This is a genomic window from Pseudomonas sp. NyZ480 (assembly GCF_029537255.1).
GTDB classification, from domain to species: Bacteria; Pseudomonadota; Gammaproteobacteria; order Pseudomonadales; family Pseudomonadaceae; genus Aquipseudomonas; species Aquipseudomonas taiwanensis.
The window spans coordinates 2,501,763-2,525,916 of the sequence record NZ_CP120626.1; the positions used below are offsets into that span (position 1 = coordinate 2,501,763).

Annotated in this window: 22 protein-coding genes and 1 pseudogene; 10 read left to right on the forward strand and 13 right to left on the reverse strand. The window is 60.7% G+C overall.

Translation table 11 applies throughout. The features are described 5' to 3' along the window. Positions 1 to 81: 81 nt before the first annotated feature. Genes lexA through P3R38_RS11505 form a run of 4 tightly spaced genes read left to right on the forward strand, consistent with a single transcriptional unit; the run spans position 82 to position 5,821 of the window. Positions 82 to 699 (forward strand): transcriptional repressor LexA, encoded by a 618-nt coding sequence (gene lexA, locus P3R38_RS11490; RefSeq protein ID WP_027907615.1) that lies wholly within the window; start codon positions 82 to 84, stop codon positions 697 to 699. Further along, the gene (gene imuA, locus P3R38_RS11495) at positions 699 to 1,319 is read left to right on the forward strand and encodes a translesion DNA synthesis-associated protein ImuA (RefSeq protein WP_023380377.1); all 621 of its coding nucleotides are present in this window, start codon (positions 699 to 701) and stop codon (positions 1,317 to 1,319) included. Before lexA ends, imuA begins: the two co-directional genes overlap by 1 nt. Before the next feature lie 6 nt (positions 1,320 to 1,325). After that, complete coding sequence (locus P3R38_RS11500) at positions 1,326 to 2,744, forward strand: DNA polymerase Y family protein (RefSeq protein WP_023380378.1); 1,419 nt, start codon at positions 1,326 to 1,328, stop codon at positions 2,742 to 2,744. After that, positions 2,741 to 5,821, forward strand: coding sequence for an error-prone DNA polymerase (locus P3R38_RS11505; protein ID WP_277687152.1), 3,081 nt, complete (start codon positions 2,741 to 2,743; stop codon positions 5,819 to 5,821). The genes P3R38_RS11500 and P3R38_RS11505 overlap by 4 nt, the downstream gene beginning before the upstream one ends. Before the next feature lie 114 nt (positions 5,822 to 5,935). On the opposite strand, the gene P3R38_RS11510 is transcribed toward P3R38_RS11505, so the two are convergent. Both P3R38_RS11510 and P3R38_RS11515 read right to left on the reverse strand, forming a co-directional pair. Continuing rightward, entirely contained in the window at positions 5,936 to 6,757 is an 822-nt protein-coding gene (locus P3R38_RS11510; RefSeq protein ID WP_277687153.1) for an aldo/keto reductase, read from the reverse strand. Further along, positions 6,745 to 7,650, reverse strand: a complete 906-nt coding sequence (locus P3R38_RS11515; protein ID WP_023380381.1) for a LysR family transcriptional regulator — start codon at positions 7,648 to 7,650, stop codon at positions 6,745 to 6,747. Before P3R38_RS11515 ends, P3R38_RS11510 begins: the two co-directional genes overlap by 13 nt. Before the next feature lie 141 nt (positions 7,651 to 7,791). Here P3R38_RS11515 and P3R38_RS11520 point away from each other — a divergent pair, with 141 nt between their 5' ends. From P3R38_RS11520 to P3R38_RS11540, 5 genes are all read left to right on the forward strand, one after another. After that, positions 7,792 to 8,490 (forward strand): CoA transferase subunit A, encoded by a 699-nt coding sequence (locus tag P3R38_RS11520; RefSeq protein WP_023380382.1) that lies wholly within the window; start codon positions 7,792 to 7,794, stop codon positions 8,488 to 8,490. A 35-nt stretch (positions 8,491 to 8,525) separates the two neighbouring features. After that, positions 8,526 to 9,182 carry a CoA transferase subunit B gene (locus tag P3R38_RS11525; RefSeq protein WP_023380384.1) on the forward strand — a complete coding sequence of 219 codons (657 nt, stop codon included), beginning with the start codon at positions 8,526 to 8,528 and terminating at the stop codon, positions 9,180 to 9,182. 153 nt (positions 9,183 to 9,335) lie between these two features. Next, the gene (locus P3R38_RS11530; protein WP_023380385.1) at positions 9,336 to 10,754 is read left to right on the forward strand and encodes a TIGR00366 family protein; all 1,419 of its coding nucleotides are present in this window, start codon (positions 9,336 to 9,338) and stop codon (positions 10,752 to 10,754) included. Positions 10,755 to 10,937: 183 nt separating this feature from the next. Next, positions 10,938 to 13,160, forward strand: a complete 2,223-nt coding sequence (locus P3R38_RS11535; RefSeq protein ID WP_027907617.1) for a TonB-dependent siderophore receptor — start codon at positions 10,938 to 10,940, stop codon at positions 13,158 to 13,160. Between the two features lie 17 nt (positions 13,161 to 13,177). Next, entirely contained in the window at positions 13,178 to 13,954 is a 777-nt protein-coding gene (locus tag P3R38_RS11540) for an AraC family transcriptional regulator (protein ID WP_023380387.1), read from the forward strand. Positions 13,955 to 14,098: 144 nt separating this feature from the next. Here the strand turns inward: P3R38_RS11540 and P3R38_RS11545 are convergent. The 7 genes and pseudogenes from P3R38_RS11545 to P3R38_RS11575 all read right to left on the reverse strand — a co-directional run. Further along, positions 14,099 to 14,533, reverse strand: a pseudogene (locus tag P3R38_RS11545) (IS5 family transposase); the annotation flags it as partial. A 459-nt stretch (positions 14,534 to 14,992) separates the two neighbouring features. After that, complete coding sequence (locus tag P3R38_RS11550) at positions 14,993 to 15,364, reverse strand: hypothetical protein (protein ID WP_104883331.1); 372 nt, start codon at positions 15,362 to 15,364, stop codon at positions 14,993 to 14,995. Between the two features lie 144 nt (positions 15,365 to 15,508). Next, positions 15,509 to 15,823, reverse strand: a complete 315-nt coding sequence (locus tag P3R38_RS11555) for an RHS repeat-associated core domain-containing protein (RefSeq protein WP_277687154.1) — start codon at positions 15,821 to 15,823, stop codon at positions 15,509 to 15,511. Positions 15,824 to 15,908: 85 nt separating this feature from the next. Further along, a complete protein-coding gene (locus P3R38_RS11560; protein WP_277687155.1) occupies positions 15,909 to 16,886 on the reverse strand; it encodes an IS5 family transposase in 978 nt (325 codons plus the stop codon). Between the two features lie 87 nt (positions 16,887 to 16,973). Beyond that, positions 16,974 to 17,234 (reverse strand): hypothetical protein, encoded by a 261-nt coding sequence (locus P3R38_RS11565; RefSeq protein WP_023378997.1) that lies wholly within the window; start codon positions 17,232 to 17,234, stop codon positions 16,974 to 16,976. A 21-nt stretch (positions 17,235 to 17,255) separates the two neighbouring features. Beyond that, positions 17,256 to 17,813, reverse strand: a complete 558-nt coding sequence (locus P3R38_RS11570; protein ID WP_277687156.1) for an RHS repeat-associated core domain-containing protein — start codon at positions 17,811 to 17,813, stop codon at positions 17,256 to 17,258. Then, complete coding sequence (locus P3R38_RS11575; protein WP_023380396.1) at positions 17,764 to 17,937, reverse strand: CHC2 zinc finger domain-containing protein; 174 nt, start codon at positions 17,935 to 17,937, stop codon at positions 17,764 to 17,766. The genes P3R38_RS11570 and P3R38_RS11575 overlap by 50 nt, the downstream gene beginning before the upstream one ends. Before the next feature lie 129 nt (positions 17,938 to 18,066). Between P3R38_RS11575 and P3R38_RS11580 the strand changes: the two genes are divergently transcribed. Continuing rightward, the gene (locus tag P3R38_RS11580) at positions 18,067 to 18,426 is read left to right on the forward strand and encodes a helix-turn-helix transcriptional regulator (RefSeq protein ID WP_049818826.1); all 360 of its coding nucleotides are present in this window, start codon (positions 18,067 to 18,069) and stop codon (positions 18,424 to 18,426) included. A 71-nt stretch (positions 18,427 to 18,497) separates the two neighbouring features. On the opposite strand, the gene P3R38_RS11585 is transcribed toward P3R38_RS11580, so the two are convergent. The 4 genes from P3R38_RS11585 to P3R38_RS11600 form a co-directional block, all read right to left on the reverse strand. Next, positions 18,498 to 18,746, reverse strand: a complete 249-nt coding sequence (locus P3R38_RS11585) for a hypothetical protein (protein ID WP_023380398.1) — start codon at positions 18,744 to 18,746, stop codon at positions 18,498 to 18,500. Positions 18,747 to 18,761: 15 nt separating this feature from the next. Continuing rightward, complete coding sequence (locus tag P3R38_RS11590) at positions 18,762 to 19,001, reverse strand: hypothetical protein (RefSeq protein WP_155950806.1); 240 nt, start codon at positions 18,999 to 19,001, stop codon at positions 18,762 to 18,764. 93 nt (positions 19,002 to 19,094) lie between these two features. Then, entirely contained in the window at positions 19,095 to 19,376 is a 282-nt protein-coding gene (locus P3R38_RS11595) for a YrhB domain-containing protein (protein ID WP_023380400.1), read from the reverse strand. Next, entirely contained in the window at positions 19,376 to 24,151 is a 4,776-nt protein-coding gene (locus P3R38_RS11600; protein ID WP_277687157.1) for an RHS repeat-associated core domain-containing protein, read from the reverse strand. The genes P3R38_RS11595 and P3R38_RS11600 overlap by 1 nt, the downstream gene beginning before the upstream one ends. Between the last annotated feature and the right edge of the window lie 3 nt (positions 24,152 to 24,154).

Consider the following 24,154-nt stretch of genomic DNA (forward strand, 5'->3'; position numbering starts at 1 on the left):
ATTGAAAAAACACACGCCTGGGGATGATAACCAAACCTGGCGACGAGGGGGGCTGTTCAGTGCGCTCCGAAAAGAGTACAAATGTGCTCCATGGACAACTTGACCCCCAAACGCCGCGCAATCCTCGACTTCATCCGTGAACGCATCGCCGATCACGGCCAGCCGCCGAGCCTTGCCGATATCGCCACACGCTTCGGCTTCGCCTCGCGCAGCGTGGCGCGCAAGCACATCACCGCCTTGTGCCAGGCTGGCTACATCGACGTCACGCCGAACCAGGCGCGGGGTATTCGCCTGGCCGAGCCGCTGCGGCGCCCGGAAATCCTTGAAGTGCCCGTGCTGGGTCGCGTCGCGGCGGGCGCGCCTATAGGCCCGGACCTGGACATCCACGAGCAACTGTTGCTCGACCCCAGCCTGTTCCGCCGCCCCCCGGACTACCTGCTGAAAGTGCGCGGCGACTCGATGGTCGACGATGGCATCTTCGACGGCGACCTGGTGGGCATCCGTCAGCAGGCCGATGCCCGCGATGGCGAAATCGTGGTGGCGCGCCTGGACGGCGAAGTCACCATCAAGCGCCTGCAACGCCAGCCTGGCGGCTACCGGCTGGTGCCGCGCAACCCGGCCTATGCGCCGATCGAAGTGGGGCCGGAGCATGAGTTCTTCATCGAAGGCGTGTTCTGCGGCCTCTTGAGGCGTGACTGATGGGCGCGGTGGTCGAACTCGACAGGCTGCTCGACCAGCGCCAGGTGTGGCGCGGTCGGCAGGTCCGGGCACGCCCACTCGGGTTGCAGCCTACCGGTCACGACGCCCTCGATCAGCGCCTGCCCGATGGTGGCTGGCCCGCCGCCGCACTGACCGAACTGCTGCTGGCCAGCCCCGGTTGCGGTGAACTGCAACTGTTGTGGCCCTCCCTGGCGCGCCTGAGCGCCGACGGGGGGCGGGTGGTGCTGGTGGCACCGCCTTTCATCCCCTATGCACCGGCCTGGCAGGCGGCCGGCGTCGACCTGCGCTGGCTGGCCCAGGTCGACGCCGAGCCAGCCGACGCGTTGTGGGCCGCCGAGCAATGCCTGCGCTCCGGCAGTTGCGCCGCCGTGCTGTGCTGGCCGCAGCGGGCCGACGACCGCTCCCTGCGGCGCCTGCAGGTGGCCGCCGAGACCGGTCAGGCCCTGGCGTTCGCCTGTCGACCCCAGCAGGCCGCGCACAACCCGTCGCCGGCCGCGTTGCGCATAGCCATCGACACCCGACCGGCGCAATGGCGGGTGCTCAAGTGTCGGGGTGGCCTGCCGCCGGCGGTTCCCATTGCCTGTCCAGGGCGGGGCTGATGCGCCATGCTCTGGGCCTGCATTCTTCTGCCACAGCTGGCGCTGGATTCGGTCCTGCGCGAGCGGGACGATGCCGATACGCCGTTGGTGTTGATCGGTGGCCCGACCCAGCGCCGTGTGTTGCAGGCGGTCAACCCGGCTGCAGCGGCGCTGGGCCTGCGCGCCGGGCAGACCCTGACCGCGGCACGGGCCCTGGCCGATGGCTTTACCTGCGTTGAGGTCGATGCGGCGCACATCGAGCAACTGCAACAGCTGCTGGCCGCCTGGGCCTACCGTTTCAGCGCCCAGGTGAGCCTGCATTATCCCCGCGCCTTGCTGTTGGAGGTGGGCTCCAGCCTGCAGTTGTTCGGCCCCTGGCCTGCGTTCGAGGCCCGCTTGCGTCAGGAACTGGGTGAACTGGGGCTGCGCCAGCGCATCGTGTTGGCCAGCAACCCGGTGGCGGCCCGCATGCTCGCCAACGCCCACGACGGCCTGGCCGTGGCCTGTGCTGAAGATACCCGCGCAGCGCTGGCACGCCTGCCCATCGAGCGGGTCGGCCTGCCCCGTGACGCCGCCGAGGCCTTTGCCCGCATGGGCCTGCGTCAGCTCGGGCAGGTCCTGGCATTGCCCCGTGATGCCCTGGCCAAGCGTTTTGCTGCCCAAGTGCAGTTGCATCTGGATCAACTGCTGGGCCTGCGCAAACTGGCGCTGGACTTCTACCAGCCGCCTGACCGCTTCGAGACGCGGCTGGAACTCAACTTCGACGTCGAATCGCACCAGGCCCTGCTGTTTCCGTTGCGGCGCATGCTCGGCGACCTGGCCGCCTTCCTTGCTGGCCGTGATTGCGGCGTACAGCGCTTCAGTCTGCACCTGGAGCATGCCGAAGGGCCGGACACTGTGCTCAAGGTCGGCCTGCTGGCCGCCGAGCGCGACGCCGGCATGTTGTTCGAGCTGTCTCGCGGACGGCTTGAACCATTGCGCATTCCCGCGCCGGTGCGCAATCTGCGTCTGGTTGCCGATGACCTGCCGCCATTCGTGCCCCAGCACCAGGCCTTGTTCGACTCCCGTGCGCAACAGGCCCAACCCTGGGAGCAGCTGCGCGAACGCCTGCGCGCACGCCTGGGCGACGAGGCCGTGAAGGGACTGCGCGCCGAGGCCGACCATCGTCCCGAATGCGCCTGGCAGCGGGCAGAGCAGGGCGCGCAGGGCAGCCTGCCGGTGGCGCCTGGCAGCCGCCCGGGCTGGCTGCTTCCGACCCCCCAGGCGCTGGACGAGGCAGGCCACCGCCTGCTGGGGCATGCCGAGCGCATCGAATCGGGCTGGTGGGACGGTGGCGACGTACGCCGTGACTACTATCGCATCGAAACCCGTGAAGGCTTGCGCGGCTGGGCCTACCGCGACCTGGCCCAGCCCGGTCCGCTGTGGCTGCAAGGCTGGTTCGCATGAGCACCCCCGGCTATGCCGAGCTGCACTGCCTATCGAACTTCAGCTTCCAGCGCGGCGCCTCGAGCGCCGACGAGCTGTTCCGGCGCGCCCTTGAGCAGGGCTATGAGGCGCTGGCGATTACCGACGAGTGCACCTTGGCGGGCATCGTGCGTGCCTGGCAGGCGGCCAAGGCCCACCCGCTGCGGCTGATCGTCGGCAGCGAGGTGCGTCTGCAGGACGGGCCGAAACTGGTGTTGCTGGTGGAGAACCTCACGGGTTACCAGAACCTCTGTGCGTTGATAACCCGGGCGCGGCGGCGGGCGCGGAAGGGGGCTTACCAACTGTTGGGCGAAGACCTGCAACACCATCATCAGGGGCTGCTGGCGTTGTGGGTGCCCGATGACCTGGGCGACACGGCTTCCGGCCAATGGTTGCAAGCGCTGTTCGGCGAGCGCCTGTGGCTGGCGGTGCACCTGCACCGGGGCAGCGATGACCAGGCTCGTTTGGTCCGCCTGCGGGCCTTGGCGGCAGGCTTGGGTGTTCGCGCCGTGGCTTGTGGCGATGTGCACATGCATAACCGCCGCCGTCGTGCCCTGCAAGATTGCATGGTCGCCATCCGCGAGCATTGCAACGTGGCCGAGGCCGGTCGTCACCTGTTCGCCAATGGCGAGCGGCATCTGCGCAGCTTGGCGCAGTTGAGCGAACTGTACCCCGACGACCTGCTCGCCGAGACCCTTGTCATCGCCGAACGCTGCCGCTTCGAGCTGAGCGAAGTGAAGTATCAATACCCACGGGAATTGGTGCCCGAAGGGCACTCCCCGGCAAGCTGGCTGCGCGAACTGTGCGAGCGCGGCCTGCCCATGCGCTGGCCGCAAGGGCCAAGCGACAAAGTACGCACGGTGCTGGCCCGGGAGTTGGCGCTGATCGCCGAGTTGGGCTATGAAAGCTACTTCCTGACCGTACACGACATCGTCGCCTTCGCCCGTAGCCAGGGCATCCTCTGCCAGGGGCGGGGCTCTGCGGCCAACTCGGTGGTGTGCTTCGTGCTGGGTATCACCGAACTCGACCCCATGGTGCATCGCCTGCTGTTCGAGCGGTTCCTGTCCCGTGAGCGCAACGAGCCGCCGGATATCGACGTGGATTTCGAGCACGACCGCCGGGAGGAGGTGATCCAGTACATTTTCCGCCGTTATGGCCGGCACCGGGCGGCGCTCACCGCGGTAGTCAGCACCTATCATGCCGCGGGTGCGGTACGGGACGTGGCGCGCGTGCTGGGGCTGCCGGCCGACCAGGTGGATGCCCTGGCCAAGTGCTGTGGCCGTTGGAGCGACCGCATCCCCGATGCCCAGCGCCTTGCAGAGGCCGGTTTCGACGCTGCCAGCCCTTCGCTGCGACGCATCCTGGTGCTGGCAGGCGAGCTGATCGGCTTTCCACGGCACCTGTCGCAGCATCCGGGGGGCTTCGTCATCTCCCAGCAGCCGCTCGACCAACTGGTGCCCGTGGAAAACGCCGCGATGCCCGAACGCACGGTCATCCAGTGGGACAAGGACGACCTGGACATGCTCGGCCTGCTCAAGGTGGATGTGCTGGCTCTGGGCATGCTCAGCGCCTTGCGCCGCTGTTTCGACCTGCTGCAGCGCCATCGTGGGCGGCACCTGACTCTGGCGACCATCCCCGCCGAGGATGCCGCCACCTACGAGATGATCGGGCGCGCCGAGACCATGGGGGTGTTCCAGATCGAATCACGGGCACAGATGGCCATGTTGCCCAGGCTCAAACCCTGCAAGTTCTACGACCTGGTGATCGAGGTCGCCATCGTGCGTCCGGGGCCGATTCAGGGCGACATGGTGCACCCCTATCTGCGTCGGCGTCTGAAGCAGGAGCCAGTCACTTATCCATCGCCGGCGCTTGAAGAAGTGTTCGAGCGCACCCTGGGGGTGCCGCTGTTCCAGGAGCAGGTCATGGAGCTGGCCATGGTCGCCGCCGACTACAGCCCCGGCGAGGCCGACCAACTGCGTCGCAGCATGGCCGCCTGGAAGCGTCATGGTGGGCTGGAGCCACACCGCGAACGGCTGGTGCAAGGCATGCTGCGCAACGGCTATGACCTGGCGTTTGCCGAGCGTATCTTCGAGCAGATCAAAGGTTTCGGCAGCTATGGCTTCCCCGAGTCCCACGCCGCCAGTTTCGCCTTGCTGTGCTATGCCAGCAGCTGGCTCAAGTGCCATGAACCGGCGATTTTCACCTGTGCGCTGGTCAACAGCTGGCCCATGGGTTTCTACAGCCCTGACCAACTGTTGCAGGATGCGCGGCGCCAGGGGATCGAGGTCAGACCGGTGGATGTGTACCACAGTGACTGGGATTGCACCCTTGAGCCTATGGCCAATGACGCCTTGGCCATTCGACTCGGGTTGCGGCAGATTCGTGGCTTTGCCGAAAGCGATGCCCGTCGGTTGGTGCAGGCGAGGGCAGGGCGGCCCTGGCGCGATGTCGAGGACCTGTGCCTGCGCGCCGGCCTCAACAGTCAGGCCCGCGCCCGCCTGGCCGATGCCGGTGCGCTACGGGCCTTGGCCCGCAACCGCCATCAGGCGCGCTGGCAGGTGGCGGCGGTGCAGGCGCAGTTGCCGTTGTTCGCGGATGTGCATGCGGCCCCTGAAGCCGAGGTGGTGCTGCCTGCACCCACGGTCGGGGAGGATCTGTTCGCCGATTACCAGAGCTTGGGCACTACCCTCGGCCCCCATCCACTGAGCTTGTTGCGACCCCGCTTGCGGGCGCTGGGCTGCCGCAGCTCAAGCGAACTGCCGGGCGTCGAGCATGGTGACAACATCGCCGTGGCAGGGCTGGTGGTGGGGCGGCAACGGCCGCAGACGGCCAGTGGCGTGACCTTCGTGACCCTTGAGGACGAGGCCGGCATGGTCAATGTGGTGGTCTGGCGCGACCTGGCCGAACGGCAGCGGCGGGCATTGGTAGGGGCGCAGTTGCTCAAGGTGAGTGGGCGGCTTGAGCAGGAGAATGGGGTGCGGCATCTGATCGCCCGGCGCCTGGAAGATATCACCCCGTTGCTGCAAGGGCTGGATATACGGAGCCGGGACTTCCACTGATTGCAGCGACCTTTTCGCGGGTAAGCCTGCGCCTGCAGGTCTCCCTGGATTCTCGAGGGCAATGCAAAAGCCGTAGGAGCGGTTCTACCCGTGAAAAGGGCTGTCAACGGCCGTTCAGACCATCGCCAGGGGCTGCTTGCGTGTCGGCGCCGGAAATGCCCGGTCGATCGCCCGCAGGTCCTCGCTGTTCAAACTCAGCACCCCGGCCGCAGCATTCAAGCGCACATGCTCCGGTGTGACTGCTTTGGGGATGGCAACGACCCCATCGTTGCGCGTCACCCATGCCAGGCTTACCTGGGCCGGGGTTGCGCCGTGCCGCTCGGCGATCTCGCTGAGCACCGAGTGCTGCAACAGCTGTCCCGCCTGGGCCAGTGGGCAGTAGGCCATGGTCGGCAAGCCGCGCTTCTGGCTCCAGGGCAACAAGTCGAACTCGATCCCGCGTTGCGTCGGGTTGTACAGCACCTGGTTGGTCGCGCAGTTGGCATCGTCGAGTTCGCGCAGGTCGTCGACATCGAAGTTGGATACCCCCCAACGACGGATCTTGCCTTGCTCGCGCAGCCGCTCGAACGCCTCGACGGTTTCCTCCAGCGGGTACTGCCCGCGCCAGTGCAGTAGATACAGGTCGATGCAGTCGGTGCCCAGGCGCTTGAGGCTGCGCTCGCACGCGGCCGGCACGCTGCGCTGACTGGCGTTGTGCGGGTAGACCTTGCTCACCAGAAACACTTGGTCACGGCGCCCGGCGATAGCCTGGCCGACCACTTCCTCGGCGCCGCCCTCGGCATACATTTCCGCGGTGTCGATCAGGGTCAATCCCAGTTCGATACCTTGCTGGAGGGCCGCTACCTCCGCGGCCTTGCGATGTGGGTTTTCGCCCATGTACCAGGTGCCCTGGCCAATGGCCGGAACGCTGGAGCCTGCCAGTTTCACGTAACGCATGTCACCTCCGGGGGCTGAGTGTGGGAAAGCAGTACCTCGAGCAGCGCCTGCGCTGCGGTGGACAGTTTGTGGTCACTCAAGGCGATCACGCCGATACGTCGTTCGACGATCGGGTCGACCAGCGCCACGCAACGTGCGCCGAGCTCCTGCATCTGGTTGATGCACAGCGCAGGCACTGCGCTCACGCCCAGCCCGCTGGCCACCATTCGGCCGATGGTCGACAGCTGATGGCTCTCGAACGCCACCGCCAGCTTGCCGTGCTGCGCCGCCACATTGTGTTCGAGCAACAGGCGAACCGCAGAAGGGCGTTGCAAGGCGATGAAGTCCTCGCCCAGCAGTTGGTTCCAGGTGGCCTGTTGCTGCGCTGCCAGTGGCGAATCGGCCGGCACCACGGCGACGAAACGGTCCAGGTAGAGAGGGTGGAAGTCCAGGCCTTCGTTGTTGTCCGGTTCGAAGCCGATGCCCAGTTCTACGCGACGATGACGCACCAGCTCCAGCACTTGCTCGTTGATCACATCATGCACTGTGACGTTGACCTTGGGGTACCGCTGGCGAAAGACCTTGAGCGAGTGTGGTAGCAGATTGCCGGCGAAGGCGGGTATGGCGGCCACCGACACTCGCCCCAGCTGCAGGGTGAAGCGCTGGCGCAGCATCTCCTCGGTGTCGTCCCAGTCGGCCAGCAGGCGTCGGGCCATGGGCAGCAGCACTTCACCTTCGGCCGTCAGGCTGACGCTGCGGGTGGTGCGGGTGAGCAGGGCGCCGCCGAGGTTGTCCTCCAGCGCCTTGATGGTCAGGCTCAGCGCCGGTTGCGACACATGCAGGTGTTCGCCGGCCTGGGCGAAGCTCTGGTATTTGGCCACGGTGACGAAGGCACGCAGTTGCTTGACGTTCATGACAGGGCTTGGCCTTTGTTTTGAATTTATTATCAATTGATGATTAAAACAAAATTAACAAATCAGTCGCCAGCAGTGAAGATGCCTCCACACGCTCACCGACAGCCTCGTCGGTTCAACAACTACAAAAGGCGGATCAGCATGGCCGGACTGGACAAGCGCGTAGCAACCTATGAACAGGCCCTCGAAGGCCTGAACGACAACATGACGGTACTGGCCGGTGGCTTTGGCTTGTGCGGTATCCCCGAAAACCTCATTGCCGAAATCAAGCGCCGTGGTGTCAAAGGCCTGACCGTGGTGTCCAACAACTGCGGCGTCGATGGCTTCGGCCTGGGTGTGCTGCTCGAAGACCGGCAGATCCGCAAGATGATCGCCTCCTACGTCGGTGAGAACGCCGAGTTCGAACGCCAGCTTCTGAGCGGTGAACTGGAGGTCGAACTGACCCCGCAAGGCACCCTGGCGGAAAAAATGCGTGCGGGCGGTGCGGGCATCCCGGCGTTCTATACCGCCACCGGTTATGGCACTCCAGTTGCCGACGGCAAGGAAGTGCGCGAGTTCAACGGCCGCAAGTTCATCCTCGAAGAGTCCATCACTGGTGACTTCGCCATCGTCAAGGGCTGGAAGGCCGACCACTACGGCAACGTGGTGTACCGCAACACCGCACAGAACTTCAACCCGTTGGCCGCCACTGCCGGCAGGATCACCGTGGTGGAAGTCGAAGAGATCGTCGAGCCTGGCGTCTTGCTGCCCAGTGAAATCCACACTCCGGGCATCTATGTCGACCGCGTGATCGTCGGCACTTTCGAGAAACGTATCGAAAAACGCACCGTCAAGGCCTGAGCGCCGTCCTGAAGAACAACAAAGAGATCCTGACCATGGCATTGACCCGCGAACAGATGGCGCAACGCGTCGCCCGTGAACTGAAGGACGGTTACTACGTCAACCTTGGCATCGGCATTCCGACGCTGGTCGCCAACTACGTACCCGCCGATATGGACGTTATGCTGCAGTCGGAAAACGGCCTGCTGGGCATGGGCGAGTTTCCGACCGAAGGCACCATCGACGCCGACATGATCAATGCTGGCAAGCAGACCGTCACCGCCCGTCGTGGTGCCTCGATCTTCGACTCGGCCCAGTCGTTCGCCATGATTCGTGGCGGCCATGTCGACCTCACCGTGCTGGGCGCTTTCGAGGTGGACGTGGAGGGCAACATCGCCTCGTGGATGATTCCCGGCAAGTTGGTCAAAGGCATGGGCGGCGCCATGGACCTAGTGGCCGGAGCCGAGAACATCATCGTCACCATGACCCACGCCTCCAAGGACGGCGAGTCCAAGCTGCTCCCGCGCTGCAGCTTGCCGCTGACCGGTGCGGGCTGTATCCGCAAGGTGCTCACCGACCTGGCCTATCTGGAAATTGAAAACGGTGCGTTCATCCTGCGCGAGACGGCGCCAGGGGTGAGCGTCGAGGAAATCATCGAGAAGACCGCCGGCAAGCTGATCGTGCCCGATGATGTGAAGGAAATGACCTTCTAAGGTCATTCCCCATCCCCTGTGGGAGCGGATCTGCCCGCGAATGCATTGGCCAACTGACTGCTGCATTCGCGAGTGAACCCGCTCTCACAGGGTTTTTGCGTTTCCGGCAGATTTGCCGTTGCAACCAATAAAACCAATAAAAGGAAGTTTACCGTGGCCGCTGAAATTCAAGACAGCCGCTCCGCCCGCTTTGCCTTGCGCTGCTCCAACTGGGCCGAACGCTGGTTCCCCGACTCCTGGGTATTCGCTGCCCTGGCGGTGATGCTGGTGTGCCTGGGCGCCCTGGTCATGGGCGCCAAACCGACCGACACCGCCAAGGCCTTTGGCGATGGCTTCTGGAGCCTGATCCCATTCACCATGCAAATGGCCTTCGTGGTCATCGGCGGCTACGTGGTCGCCAGCTCGCCGCCGGCTGCGCGGTTGATCGACCGCCTGGCACGCCTGCCCAAGAACGGCCGCTCGGCTGTGTGCTGGGTCGCGCTGATTTCGATGTTGGCCTCGCTGCTCAACTGGGGCCTGTCGTTGGTGTTCGGCGGTCTGCTCGTTCGCGCCCTGGCCCGCCGTACCGAGCTGAAGATGGACTACCGCGCCGCTGGCGCAGCCGCCTACCTGGGCCTCGGCGCCGTCTGGGCATTGGGCCTGTCGTCTTCGGCCGCGCAGTTGCAGGCCAACCCTGCCAGCCTGCCGCCGTCGATCCTGTCGATTACCGGTGTGATTCCGTTCACTGAGACCATCTTCCTCTGGCAGTCCGGGGTGATGCTGGCCGCGCTGGTGATCGTTTCGTTGGTGATCGCCTATGCCACTGCACCCGGCCCGAACAGTGCGCGCAGCGCCGAGGATTGTGGCGTCGACCCAAGCTTCACCGCGCCGCCCGCGCCTCAGCGCACCCGCCCCGGTGAGTGGCTGGAATACAGCCCGATCCTGATCCTGCTGCTGGTGGCGCTGGCCGGTGGCTGGCTGTACCAGGAGTTTGCCACCAAGCCGGCGATCACCGCGATTTCCGGGCTGAACACCTACAACCTGTTGTTCATCATGCTCGGCGCCTTGTTGCACTGGCGCCCGCGCAGCTTCCTCGACGCTGTGGCCCGCGCCGTGCCGACCACCACCGGGGTCCTCATCCAATTCCCGCTGTACGGCTCGATCGCCGCGATCCTCACCCAGGTCAAGGGGGTCGATGAGCAGACCTTGGCTCATCATATTTCGCTGTTCTTCACCCAGATCGCTACCCATGACACCTATGCGTTGCTGATGGGCGTGTATTCGGCGGTGCTGGGCTTCTTCATCCCTTCAGGCGGCGGCAAGTGGATCATCGAGGCGCCGTACGTGATGATGGTGGCCAATGACTTGCAGTACCACTTGGGTTGGGCGGTACAGATCTACAACGCCGCCGAAGCGCTGCCGAACCTGATCAACCCGTTCTACATGCTGCCGCTACTGGGCGTGCTGGGGCTCAAGGCACGTGACCTGATCGGCTTCTCGTTCGTGCAGTTGCTGGTGCATGTACCGTTGGTGCTGGTGCTGCTGTGGGCATTGGGGACTACGTTGCAGTACCTGCCGCCGGTGATGCCTTGAAGTGACGGGCTGTTGCTGAAAGCCTCATCGCTGGCAAGCCGGCGATGAGGCCAGTACGGACAGCGCGATCTTTACGTTTCGATGACATATCGATAACGATTCTTATCCGAGATTCGTTTTCATGTGAATGCTGCCAAACGGCAGCCATGGATTTTCATCGGACGTACAAGGAGTAAGGCAGCGATGTTCGCGCCCATCAGCCGTTCCATGACCCTGACCCTGGGTCTTTGCACCACCTTCCTCAGCACTGCGACACTGGCAGAAGACAACGAACCAAGGCCGCAGGAAGGGGTGCTGGAACTCGGCTCCACGCAAATTCTTGCTCAAAGCCTGGGCAGCACCACCGAAAACAGCGGGTCTTACACCACGGGCAGCATGAGCGCAGCCACGCGGCTGAACCTGTCGATCAAGGAAACTCCGCAATCGGTCTCGGTGATCACCCGTCAGCAACTCGATGACTTCCAGCTCGACACACTGTCCGAGGCCATGGCGCACGTCACGGGCGTCACCGTGCAGCGCAACGACTCGGAGCGGCCGACTTACTACTCCCGTGGATATGCCATCAACAACTTCCAGATCGACGGGATGCTCAACACCTTCTCCGGGCTCAAGTCGGATTCGGACACCATCATCTATGACCATATCGAGGTCGTGCGCGGCGCCACTGGCTTGACCACCGGCGCGGGCGACCCGTCTGGCACCATCGCCATGGTGCGCAAGCGTCCGACCCATGAGCTGGCGGTCAACAGCGGTGTCAGTGCAGGCAGCTATGACAACTACTACAGCCACCTGGATGTCGGCGGCCCGCTGGGTTGGGAAGGGCGCCTGCGCGGTCGCACGGTGCTGGCCTACCGGGACAGCCAGTCATTCATGGACAAGTACGCCACCCAGCGCGAGGTGGCCTATGGCATCGTCGAGGCAGACCTGACCGACAGTACCGTGCTGGCGGTAGGCTACGATTACCAGAACAAGCATGTACAAGGCGCGTCCTGGGGCACGGTACCTTACTGGAGCGCCGATGGCGGCAAGGCCGATCTGCCCCGTTCGACCAACCTGGCTGCGCCCTGGTCGTCCTGGCCACTGAAAGACCAGACCTTGTTCGCCACCCTCGACCAACGCCTGGGTAACGATTGGCTGCTCAAGGCGGCCTACACCCATCGCCAGACCGACAGCGACGGCAAGGTGTACTACGGCGGCAATGGCTTCCCCGAGGCCGACCGCAGCGGCATGAAGGCCTGGTCCAGGCACATGTCTGGCCAGGAAAAGATGGACGCGATCGACTTCAACCTGGCCGGCCCGTACCAGCTGTTCGGGCGCAGCCATGACTTCATGGTTGGCTATGGCGAGTCCGAGCGGCGCAACAGCTCGCCCTATCTGATTGCGCTCTCAGTGCCTGATGGCTACACCAGCATTCCCGACTGGAAGTACATGGGGTCGATACCCAAGTTCTACGACATCGACACGGGCCTGGATGCTTCGCGCAGCTACATCCGCCAGAAAGCCGGTTACATTGCCACGCGCCTGAACCCCACCGACCGCCTGCATGTGGTGCTGGGCAGCCGTTACGGCAGCTGGCAGACCAAAAGCCGCGACTGGACCTATGACGATGCGCTCAATGCCGCTGAAACCCAGAGCAAGCAGACCCAGAACGACCAGTGGACACCCTATGCCGGCGTGCTCTACGACCTCACCGAGCAGTACACGGCGTATGTCAGCTACACCGACATTTTCAACCCGCAGACGGTGCGTGACGTCAACAAGCAGTACCTCGAACCTATCGTCGGCAAGGTCTACGAAGTGGGCCTCAAGGGCAGCCTGTACGACGATCGCCTCAACCTGAGCACGGCGGTGTTCCGCAGCAAGCAGGACAACGTCGCCGAACAGGACGACTCGGTGCCGCCGGGGCCGGACGGTGAAATCTATTACAAATCCGGTGGCAAGGGCGTGGTGGTCGAAGGCTTCGAAGCCGAGATTGCCGGTGAGGTGATGCCCGACTGGCAAATGAGCCTGGGCTACAGCTACACCCATGCCGCAACGGGCGACAAGCAGCGCAAGAATACCGAGCAGCCGCTGAACCTAGTGCGTTTCTCCACCACCTACAAGCTAACCCCGGTCTTGACCGTGGGCGGCAACCTGGACTGGCAGAGTGACAACTTCAAGGCGGCCAATCGTCCGGTGGGGCGAGAGGCGGACGGCACGATCATCACGGTCAAGGACACCATTAGCCAGAAGGCCTTCTCGGTGGTGGGGCTGATGGCGCGCTATCAGTTCGATGAGCATGTGTCAGCGTCATTGAACGTGAAAAACCTGTTCGATGAGCACTACTACAACAACCTTGGGTTCTATAACGGGGTTTATCATGGCGAACCGAGGACGATGATGGTTAGTCTTGACTGGAAACTGTAACGCGTGAGGAGTGCTCGATGATCGAGGTGTCGCGGTTTTGGCGGGATCCAACCTTGCCTTTCGTCGAAGCCCGGCGGGTAGGGGATGGGCGCAAGGTGTGTTACGCCGCCCATTCCCATGAGAGCTTTTCCATCGGTGTGATCACTGGCGGGCGTAGCCGTTACCTGACCGGTGACACTCAGGTCGAAGTCAGCGCCGGTACCACGGTGCTGATGAACCCTGGCGTGGTGCACACCTGCAACCCGATCGAAGGGGAGGCATGGTCTTACCTGATGCTGTTCGTCGACCTGCCGTGGTTGCAGACGCTGGGGTTCGAACTGCCTGGGCACACCTGTAGCACGTCGCCGAGGCTGTACGGCCGGCTGTTGCAGGTGTTTGCCAGCTTGTTCGACGACGCTGAGCCCCAGCGTGAGGCGCTGCTGGCGACGTTTTTTACAGACCTGCCAGGTTATCTTGGGGCACCTACGCGCGTCAGCGCGTCAGGCCATCCGCGTCTAGAGACGGCCGCTGCCTTCATTCGTGCGCACCGCACCGACCCACTGAGCCTTGAAGATATCTGTGCCGCTGCCGGGCTGTCGCGGGCCTATCTGATCCGCGCATTCCGACAACGCTTCGGCCTTACGCCCCATGGATACCTGGTTGATCAGCGGGTTCAGCATGCCCGGGCGCAATTACGCCAGGGCAGGGCGATCGCCGAGGTGGCAGTGGAGGCTGGGTTTGCGGACCAGGCGCATCTGCAACGGGTGTTCAAGCAACATCTGGCGGCGACGCCTGGGCATTATCGTGATGCTTGAAGTGGGTTGTGAGCAGGCTGATAGGGTCTTGACTGGTTAAACGACACGTTGTCGGATCATGGTGTCGGTACCGATTTTAATGCAGCCGGCCTGCCGAGGTGATGACAGTGGTACCAGGCAATCGCATCGAAATCTTGCGCCCTATTTGCGCGATAGTCCGGTGTCCCCCTTTGTCGTCCCAGCAGGATTTTCTGCCCTGATGGCTGACAGCTGGTGCATCGTTGTAGCCATATACCGCGGCGCTCCAGATGAAGCACGGGTTGCTCGAACAGCGGTCGAATCGATCATCCAGGTGTGGGGATCGATCAAGCCTTTGTCATTGAGTCTGAGGTGCAATCGTCTGAGCATCTGATCGAATGTTCCGCGGTTTCGCCAGACCCGGAAGCGGTGATAGACCGTCGCCCAAGACCCGAAGCGCTCGGGCATATCTCGCCAGGCTGCTCCCGAGCACAGCACCCAGAGCACACCATCGAGCATCAAGCGATCACTGCTGCGGGGCCTGCCCCTGACGTGGGCTGCCGTAAAGAGATCGGCGACCACTGCCCACGCCTCATCCGAGAGTTCATAACGCTTTGCCATCACAGAATTCCTTTCCGCAGATGGCCGGCGACTGTACAGAACCCCGGCTGTTCCGGGGGCCACATTTCAGTTTCTTGGGATTTCAGACAGAGCCTAGGTGCGCTGCCCATCTTTGGTTGGGTGGGGTTTATGGAGCGCTTACAACACTACACTGGAAATAGTATGGTTGTTCAATACTTCAACCTCTAGGCTCTGTACGAAAAGCCTTGAAACTCGGTGATGCTGTGTTGAAAACAGCCTCGGAGTGCTCATTTACAACCCGTAAACTCCGCTTCCTCGGCTGTTTTCGCCTTGGCTGACCTTCGTCTCAAGACTTTTCATACAGACCCTAGATCTGGATATTTCTCTACCACCTCTAGCCAAACATCATCGTCTGCCTCCTCTTTTACACGTTCGCGCTCTTCGCCTTGGGCGGAATCGAATATGCATTTAAACTCGTCCGCGGCCCTAATCAATGGATTACCCCTTACATTTCATGTTCTTCATGAGCATCACGCTTCCAGTTTTCCCCTTATGCTTGTCCATGAAATCACCGGACTGTTTATTTGCAAACATGGATTCGTGCCAGTAATAATCACTATCTTTTATCCAGGCATGGCGATTCCCATTGGCGATCGCCGCAAGCGGTGTCAAGTTAACGCCGTACCTGAAAAGTATTGAAATAAGTTCTCGCGCATTCTCTTTTGAGAGTTTTCGCCTGTCTATTTTTATACTCAGCCCTTTCCCGGTTCCGCGGATATCGACTATGGCGGGATTAGAGGTGATACCTTCAAAAAAGCGAACTTCATCCAAGTTGGAGAAAAAACTTGGGAGCTTTATTAATATGTTCATTTATCTTCGTCTCCCACCTGGATAGACATTCTCGTATTCGCCTTTAGGTTTTTGTACATCCCAGTGTGGCCCACCATGAGCCTTTGATCCAGGACCCTCAGGACCTGTAGGAACCCAAACGTTATCATATTTGTCGAGCCATCCTTATCCACGCCCATCATCAAGTTTTGCCCAAGTCTCTCCAAACTTGCATTCACAAAAGCCTTCTGCCTTTCCAGGCTTTCCCGGGGATTTAGAACCATGGGGATCATGGGCATCCTCAGGCGGGCGGCGAACTTTATACTTATTTTTTGCTAACCCTAATGGGTCAACCCAGAGGACCGGATTGGCCGTATACGCAAATAAGTTAATTCCGCCTCTGTAGCTTATTGGGTCTTTGCTAATAAATCGCCCTGCTTTAGGGAGGCGCTGAACAATTAGCCAATTCTCACCGTCCCCATTTTCAAGCCGGTTTTTCAACCTACCGGCCTTATTCTGCGTTTCTTGGGCCGATTTCTACCCTGATTTTGCTGATTAGCGGGCCAGCCCCGCGTTTCGGACGGACTTATCCCGCCGTCCGTTGCAAATACCGCTTGGCCAGTACCAGATTGGCCAACCCCAACAGACTGAACAACTGCGCCGTATTCTTTTCCAGTCCACGGTAGCGAACCTTGCGATGATTGAAGCGCACCTTGATCACCTGGAAGGGATGCTCGATCTTGGCACGCAGCTGCGCCTTGGCGTATTCGATTTTGCGCTTGACTCGGTACAGCACGCTGTCTTTGCCGTGATGTTTGTAACTGCTTGGCCGTGCTGCAATCGACCAGATAACGTCCCGTTCAGCATGCTCCGGTCGCTTGGCCGCACCAGTGTATCCAGCGTCACCCGAAACATAGGTTTCGGCGCCGTGCAGCAACTGATCGACCTGGGTGACATCCGCCACGTTGGCGGCAGTCCCTACCACGCTGTGCACGAGTCCCGATGTGGCGTCGACACCAACGTGGGCCTTCATCCCGAAGTGCCATTGATTGCCTTTCTTGGCCTGACGCATCTCAGGATCACGCTTGCCTTCTCGGTTCTTGACCGAGGGCGGCGCGGCGATCAGGGTCGCGTCGACGATAGTGCCTTCCTTGAGCAGCAGACCCCGGCTGGCCAGATGCTGGTTAATCGTTTCAAACAGCACCCGCGTTAGCTGATGGGTTTCCAGCAAGCGGCGAAACCGCAACAAGGTGGTGGCATCCGGTGCCGACTCACGGCCCAGGTCGATGCCGATGAAACCACGAATGGCCTGGCTGTCGTAGACGGCATCTTCGGTACCTTCATCGGAGAAACCGAAACACTGCTGCACGACATACATGCGCAGCATGCGCGACAACCCAATCGCAGGGCGTCCACGCTTGCCTGTGGTGTCGCTATAGAACGGCGCCACTTGCGCCTCCATTTGTGCCCAGGGCACCAGCTGTTCAAGGTCCGCCAGGAAGCGATCTCGGCGAGTCTGCTTTTTCTTGCCGGTGTATTCGAGTTCGGAGAAGGTCTTTTGCATGCGCGTAACAAAGCTCACGGAGGAGGCTGGTTGAGGGGGCTCAGTGTGCCAAGGGTAGGGGCGGCTGGCTATTTATGCAGTGTCTCCCTAAGGGATATCTTCAGTTTTTATGCTATTTAACCAGTGATTTAAATCTTCTTCGGTGTATAGATACTCCCTGTCTACACCATGAAGATCTAAAGCGCCCAGCAATTCTAAATACTTAAGTACAACCTTGTCCGCTATCCTTAAATCGTCATCCTCGTAGATGGCGAAAGCCCATCTCGCCACTTCGCTGCGTGATTCGACCCCATCAATCACAAGTTTTATTTTATTTATCATGTCGCTGCGAGTTGGTTCAATATTCAAGTCTACCTCCTGCCGATATACTTACCGCTTGCTTCCAATATGTGGTGATTTTTTTTCGTGCGTTATCGGTTTCGGCGCAACGCTTCGTATATTGTTGTAGTGATCTACCGTTTCATACCAGGTTATTCGTTCATCGGTGTTAGGATCCCATTCTCGTACCAATCTAGCACCTTTCATTTCGCCTGGAGTCCTAAGCGACTTCAACTCTCCATAAAAACGATAACGCCCATTCTCTAACTCTTTTGCTCCAGCACTGCCGTACTTCTCATGCTGAGTGTAGTATCGATTCAGTCTTTGTTGATTGATCACGCTAGTGGAAGTTTCAGTCAGTTTGCAAACGCATCCAGACAAACCCAGCGGATCAATCCATTGTGTAGAGCTTGGAACATAAACATATAAATTCAGTCCACCGCTCAACCCTATTGGATCTTGGCTTGTAAAGCGAGAGCCCTTTGAGTCATAGTACCGATAACGGTTGTAATGCAGCCCAGTCTCATGATCGTGGTACTGCCCCTGGAAGCGAATCGGGTTACTCAGGCCATGCTGCTTGGCCCGACAGGCTGGGAGTGCTTTCGTCATGGAACACGCAGTGCACCCAATCCTTGCCACGCTTTTTCAGCTCATGGCCCTGCGACTGGATCAGCCGAACCAGCGACACCTCACGCTTAAGGCGTTCCAGTTCGGCTTCGGGGATGCGGGCCATCGGGGTTTCTCCAAAATACGTCAGCGCTTGTTTGAGGTTTTATTTTGATACCTTACACTGTGTCAAAGTCAAACCTTATCAGAGACAGGGCACACAGTTATGGAGTCCGAAACGATCTGGTTCCTACCCATGCATTTCCCCACACGCCTGATTCAGTTGCGCAAAGCCGCCGATCTCACCCAGCAAACTCTGGCTGACACCGCGTCAGTGCACGTTAATCAGATTCGGCGTTATGAGACAGGGACGGCTCAACCAACCTTAGAAGCCCTGATCCGGCTTGCTCAGGCTCTGCACGTCAGTCTGGATGATTTGGTGTTTGCAGAAGGGGAACGCGGGCCATCCGACGACTTGCGCCTGCGTTTCGAGGCCATTAGTCATATGCCCGAAGCCGAGAAGTCAGTTATCAAGGCACTACTTGATGGGATGATTCTCAAATACCAGGCGTCGCGAATTATGGGGACAAGCAGCAACAACCAAGCGGGTAGCTAAGAAGAAAAACTAACGCAGATAAAACAACACCGGCGCAAGGCCGGTGCTGGGAGAGTGCTACCACTGTACAGTCAACTGAACTCAATTGATTTCAGCTGCCCCTTGCCATCGCACAAAATAATGACCGTACCGTACGGACAATCTAGGGTTATTACCCTGTCCTTGAACTCATTATCAACCATTCCGGATGCCTTACGAGTAGGGCTGTCAAATCTAATCTCTAGAAAATAGCCCTCCCCATTTGCTTGATTTGGCAAGGCATCTTTATTGCCTTGCTCAGACAAGATTTTTTGAATTTCCTCAATATGAATTGACGCCATAAGCCCTCCGCGAACTCAAGGTAACGGTATAAAATCGCCTTTGCCTAATAAGTTTTTAACTTGATTATGTCTAATTGGTCCAGCGGAAATAATTTTCATCTCGTCTCTTGGCGCAGTAATTCGAATCACCTTCCCTTCAATTTCTTTAATTACATTGATATGCCCTGTCCTTGCGTCCATAAACCGAGTAGCGCTGGGGTTATTGGCAAGTTTCCGCAAAGCATCGGCATCAAGCTTTCCTGCAAGCTGACCCATTCGAGGATCGTTGAGCTGGCCAAATACGCGATCAGCAATTGAGAAGTTTTTTGCGGAACCAGCAATTTCACCTGCGTCTTTTGCACCATTAAATCACTTCGATTTCAAGGACTTCTCTTTTATATAGTCATTCAAATAGCTATCTATGGGCTTTGCTGTTCCAAGAACATGAAGCTCACCAGACTGCCTATCAATTAAAAACGGGGCATTCCCTGCGAGCTGAGTTGACAGCTCACCTGTTTCCAAAAATTCTTTTGATTGGTAGCAGAAATACCATCCCTCGGAAAATTCTCCCTCATATGTAATTTGCAAAGGAACTTCGGAGTCCTTTAGATATTTCTTCGCCAACTCCAAGGCATACGCATAAGTGACCATCAATTTGTCCTCAATAGCTGCAGTGTTTTGAAATTACTAAGGTTTGCTGGCTTCCCGGTCTGCCCATCAAGGAATCTAACAACACCGTTCTGATTAATCACATTGAACACATGCCCTGGCTGACCCGGCCCATAAGAACCAAACACGATACCCCGAGCACCATTGCCGGAGCTTGCCATTTGTTGCGCAATATTCTCAGGCGCTATTACAGGGCCAAATTTAGAGCTGAATTGCTTTTCCAGTATACTCAATGGAACACCTTTCGTATGGTTGATTGGCAATGCAGATGCAGGATTTCCCGCCAGTGTCGCATCAGTAGTAATAGAGCAATTGACACAGTTATGAGTTCGACCTGCCTCTGGATAACCCGGATTAACATTCTTTATTGAACCGGCAGTTTGATCGACCACATCTGTCGCTTTTGGGCCGCAGCAACTTTCTTTTGCTAATCCTAGTTGATCAATCCAACTTGTAGGGTTTGGAGCATATACATATTGATTTAGCCCCCCGGCATAGCTAATGGGGTCTTTACAAATGAATCGAGCACCCCGAGTATCATAATACCGATGTCGATTGTAATGCAGCCCCGTCTCGTGATCGTGATACTGCCCTTGGAAGCGAATCGGGTTACCCAACCCATGCTGCTTGGCCCACTCCGAACGCTCCTCCCGCACCTCTCCCCACGCCTTGTACTGCCCCGCCCAGGCAACGTTGCCGTGCGGATCGGTCAGCTCCATCGGCGTGCCGAGGTGGTCACAGTGGTACCAGGCAATCGCATCGAACGCCTGCGGCGGCATCGTCGTCTGCCACAACGGATCCTGATCGAAGTCGTACTCCCGTTGACGCCAATCCGGCTGCCTGTGCAGCACGATCGGGCGCTTGCGCAGGGCCTGGGCCACCGGCACGAAACTGCCCGGTTCATACAGATAATGCACGGTACGCCCGGTATCGCCATCGTCCCTTGGCGGTGAGCTTTCCCAGGCCAGGGTGTCGCCGTCCCAGCCGAACAGGGTGAAGCCACAGCCGAGATCACGTTGGCGCTTGGCCCGCTGCATCTGGTTCCAGCCGGTACCCGCTTCCGGCCTATCCCAGTAATGTGCGACCGCGTTCTTGTACAGACGTCGACCCAGGGCGTCGTAGGCGAAGTCGACCTTGAGCTTGTCGTCGCTGTAGCTGGCCAACCGGTCGAACAGGTCCCAGGTGAAGTGGGCGTGCGCGCCGTTTTGTAAGCGGTGCACCAAGTTGCCGCGTTCGTCGTACTTGTAGTGGGTGCCGGCGTACTCGCGCAGCAGGTTGTCCATCAGCTTGTTGCGACGTGGGTCGGCTTCCAGTGGGCGGTTCAGCTCTTGGGTCTTCTGGTCCAACAGGTTGCCGGCGGGGTCGAAGGCGAAGGTTTCGATGCCCAGGCGGCTGGTGGCTTTGAGCAGGCGCCCGACGGGGTCGTACTGGTACTCCAGCGGCCCACGACGGGTGTCGTGGATGTTGGTGAGCTGGCCGGCGGCGTCGTAGCGGTACTGACGCTTGAGCAGCGTGGATTGGCTGTCGTGGCTGCCGAGCCACTGCTCCTGCAAACGCCCGACCGGGTCCCAGGCCTGAGTCTGCATCAGCTGGTTGCCCTGATGCCGAACCACTTCGCGGTGCAGGTCGTCGCGCTCGTAGGCGAGCATTTCGTGGTGGTCGAGGGTCATGCCCAGCAGGTGGCCGCTGCCGTAGGTGAGCCAGCTGACTTTGTGGCCGTCCGGGCGGAGGGTCGAGATGCGCTGGTTGAGGGCGTCGTAGGTGTGCTGCCAGACCGCAACCATCGGCGCACCCGTCATCAGGTAGTGCTGGTGCTCGCGGGTCAGGTTGCCGGCTGCGTCGTGGAACCACTGCAGCTTGCTGGCCGCGTTGATCGCCTGGATCAGCTTGCCGTTGCCGTCGTAGGCGAAGGTCTCGGTCTGGCTCTTATCGCCCAGGCGTGCGGTGCGTTCGACCAGCCGGTTCATGCGGTCGAAGCGCAGGTCGAGGCGGCGTTGGCCGACCTGGGTGGAGGCCAGGCGACCGGAATACGGGTCGTATTGGTAGCGGGTCACCAGACCATCGAATCCAGTTTCCTGGAGCAAACGACCTACTGGATCGTAGAAGAACGTCGCCTTGCTTTCGTTTTCGTTCTCCAGGCCGATCAGGCGTCCGAGCTTGTCCCAGCGGTAGCGCAGGGTGTGCTCGTTGGCGTCGACACGTTCGGCCAGCAGGCCGGCCGCGGTGTAGGACCAGGTGGTGCAACGATCAAGGCCATCGGAGTGAGCCAGCAAGCGACCTTCGGCGTCGTAGTCGAAACGCTCTTCGGTCTTGTCAGGGTGGGAGACCTTGGACAACTGACCGGTCTTGTACTCATAGGCGGTTTTGTTGCCTAGTGCATCGGCGAACTCGATCAACTGGCCGAAGGCGTTGTAGGCCCAAACACTGGTCTTGCCTGAGCAGTCGGTGTACGCCAGCAATTGCCCGGCGTCGTTGTAGGCGAGTGTCTTTTCGTTGCCGTTGGCGTCCTTGATCGCCTTGACCAAGCCCGCCGGGGTATAGGCAAACTCGGTCTTGTTGCCCAGCGGATCGGTGGTCTCGACCAGGTTGCCGCGCGCGTCGTAATCGCGCAGCCACAGCCCGCCTTCGGCATCGCGAATCTTGATCAGTTGGTCGTGGTCGTCGTAGGCATAGTGCTCGACGCTGTGATCGGGGCGGATGTGCTGCAGCAGATTGCTGCGCTCATCGTAGGCGTAACGGTCCTGGCTGCCGTCGGCATGGACGTGGCGGATGACGTTCTTGCGTGCGTCGCGGAACAGCCATTCGGAGTTGCCGTCCGGGTGCTTGATCCGGTAGGTGTAGCCTTGGGCATCGTAGTAATGCCAGGTTTCCTGACCCTGGGCGTCGGTGACGTAGGTCAGGCGGATGCGCGTGTCCCATGCCAGGCGGGTTTCGAAGCTGCCATCGTCGGCCCACTCGCGAATGGCCTTGGCATGGGGGCCGCTGCCGTCCCACTCCAGGTTGAAGCCGCGCGCGGTGCGATCGGTGTAACGGGTGATCAGGTGATGGCGGTAGCGGTAGTGCCAGGCGGCGCCGTTTTCATCCTGGGCGCCGATCAGGTCGCCCTGGCCATCGTAGTGATACCCGCACAGCTGACGCAGCGGCTTGCCGTCGACCACCTGCCACAAGCCTTGAATGTGGCCGTGATCGTCGAGCAGGGTGCCCAGTTGCAGGTGGACCTTGTTTGGGTCGTTGTCGAAGTAGGTGTTGATGTCCGACAGCACCGGCTGGTCGTGGTGACGATGCTCGTAATGCAGCATCGCCCCCGCGCCACTGCGCAGCTGGATATGGGTCAGGTAGAAGCGGTCACCGTGACGGGCATAGGTTTCCCGGCGGCCCAGGCCGCGCAGCAGCACCAGTTGCTGCTCACCGGTGCGCACCCAGGTGAAGTACTCGACTGCGTCATACTGCGGCTTGCCCTTTTTCGGCAGCGCGAAGGCATGGCTGCGTCCGTCCATGTCGTGGAACAGCAGGCCTTTGTCGACCACGTCGATGCAGGTGGTGAACTCGGTGATCCAGCGGGCGCCGAGGATGCCGTTGTCCAGCTTGTCGAGGCGCGAGTTGTAGGTGCGAGTCCACGTGACCGGGAACGGGCCGGACAGGCTGAAGTCGGTGTGCGACAGCAGCTCGTTACCCAGTGCATAGCCAATGCTGTGCGCCGTGCACGGGCATGGGCCGTTCTTGCGGGGATTGGGCGCCTGGCGCACCGGGGCCTGCCGGGACAGCGACTCGTTGTGCCCCTCGCTGAGCACGTGACGGGCCTGCCGGGTGGTGTCGGCCTTGACCGCCGCCGCCATCCCTCGCTGGGGCGGGTGGGCGCGCACGGTCTGCAGCAGGCGTTGCAGCAACCAGGCGATGCTCTGTTCGCGCTCGGCCTGGCCCAGCGTGTCGAGGAAGCGCGGAACACGGGCGGCCAGGCGCTCAAGGGTATCGATCAGGGGCTGCAGCAGTTTCGGCAAGGCTTCGTCGAACTGTCGCGCAACGCCGTTGTAGGCGCTCTTGAGCAGGCCTTCTCCAGCATTGGCGAGGGCCGCGGCGGCCAGGGTCCAGGCGTCGACTTCAAACATGGAGTCGTACAGCGCCACCTGGGCCAGTTGCTGGCGGGCCCGGGCATGATTGACCTCGGCGTCGAGGTTGCCGCTAGCGGCGTCCTTGAGCAGCCCGGCCAGCCCACCGAACAGTTGGCTGGCGGTCTGGCCGGCGGCTTCGAGCATGGCAGGCAATTGCTCCAGGGCGCCGTCGACGTAGTGCTCCAGCTCACCGCGAAGGTTGGCGTGCAGGTGGCCTTCGAGGATTTCCAGGAACACCGCGCCCAAGTTGGCCCGGGGGTTGCGCCGCAGCTTCTGCCGGGTCAGGTGCAGCACCGGCCGCAGCACCATGCGCGCCCGTGCCAGGCCGAGCGGAACCGGCACCACGCCAATCAGGTTGATGCCCAGGCTGACCCATTGCAGCGGATCGTTGCTGGGATTTCGTACCAGCTCGGCGATATCGAGCAGCGCATCCACCAGGGCGAAGGCGTTGGCCACAACCGGCACCGAGGCTTCGAGGTGATAACGCACCGATTGCAGGTCGAGCAGACCGCAGCTGATGTCCTGCAGCCACTGGTCGACGGCGGCGGCAGCGGCACCGAGGTCTTCGCGCAGCAGGGTTTCCAGCGGGGCGATGGCGATCTGGACCTCGCGCTCGGACAGCGCGGATCCGGGGGAACCTTGGGGCATTTG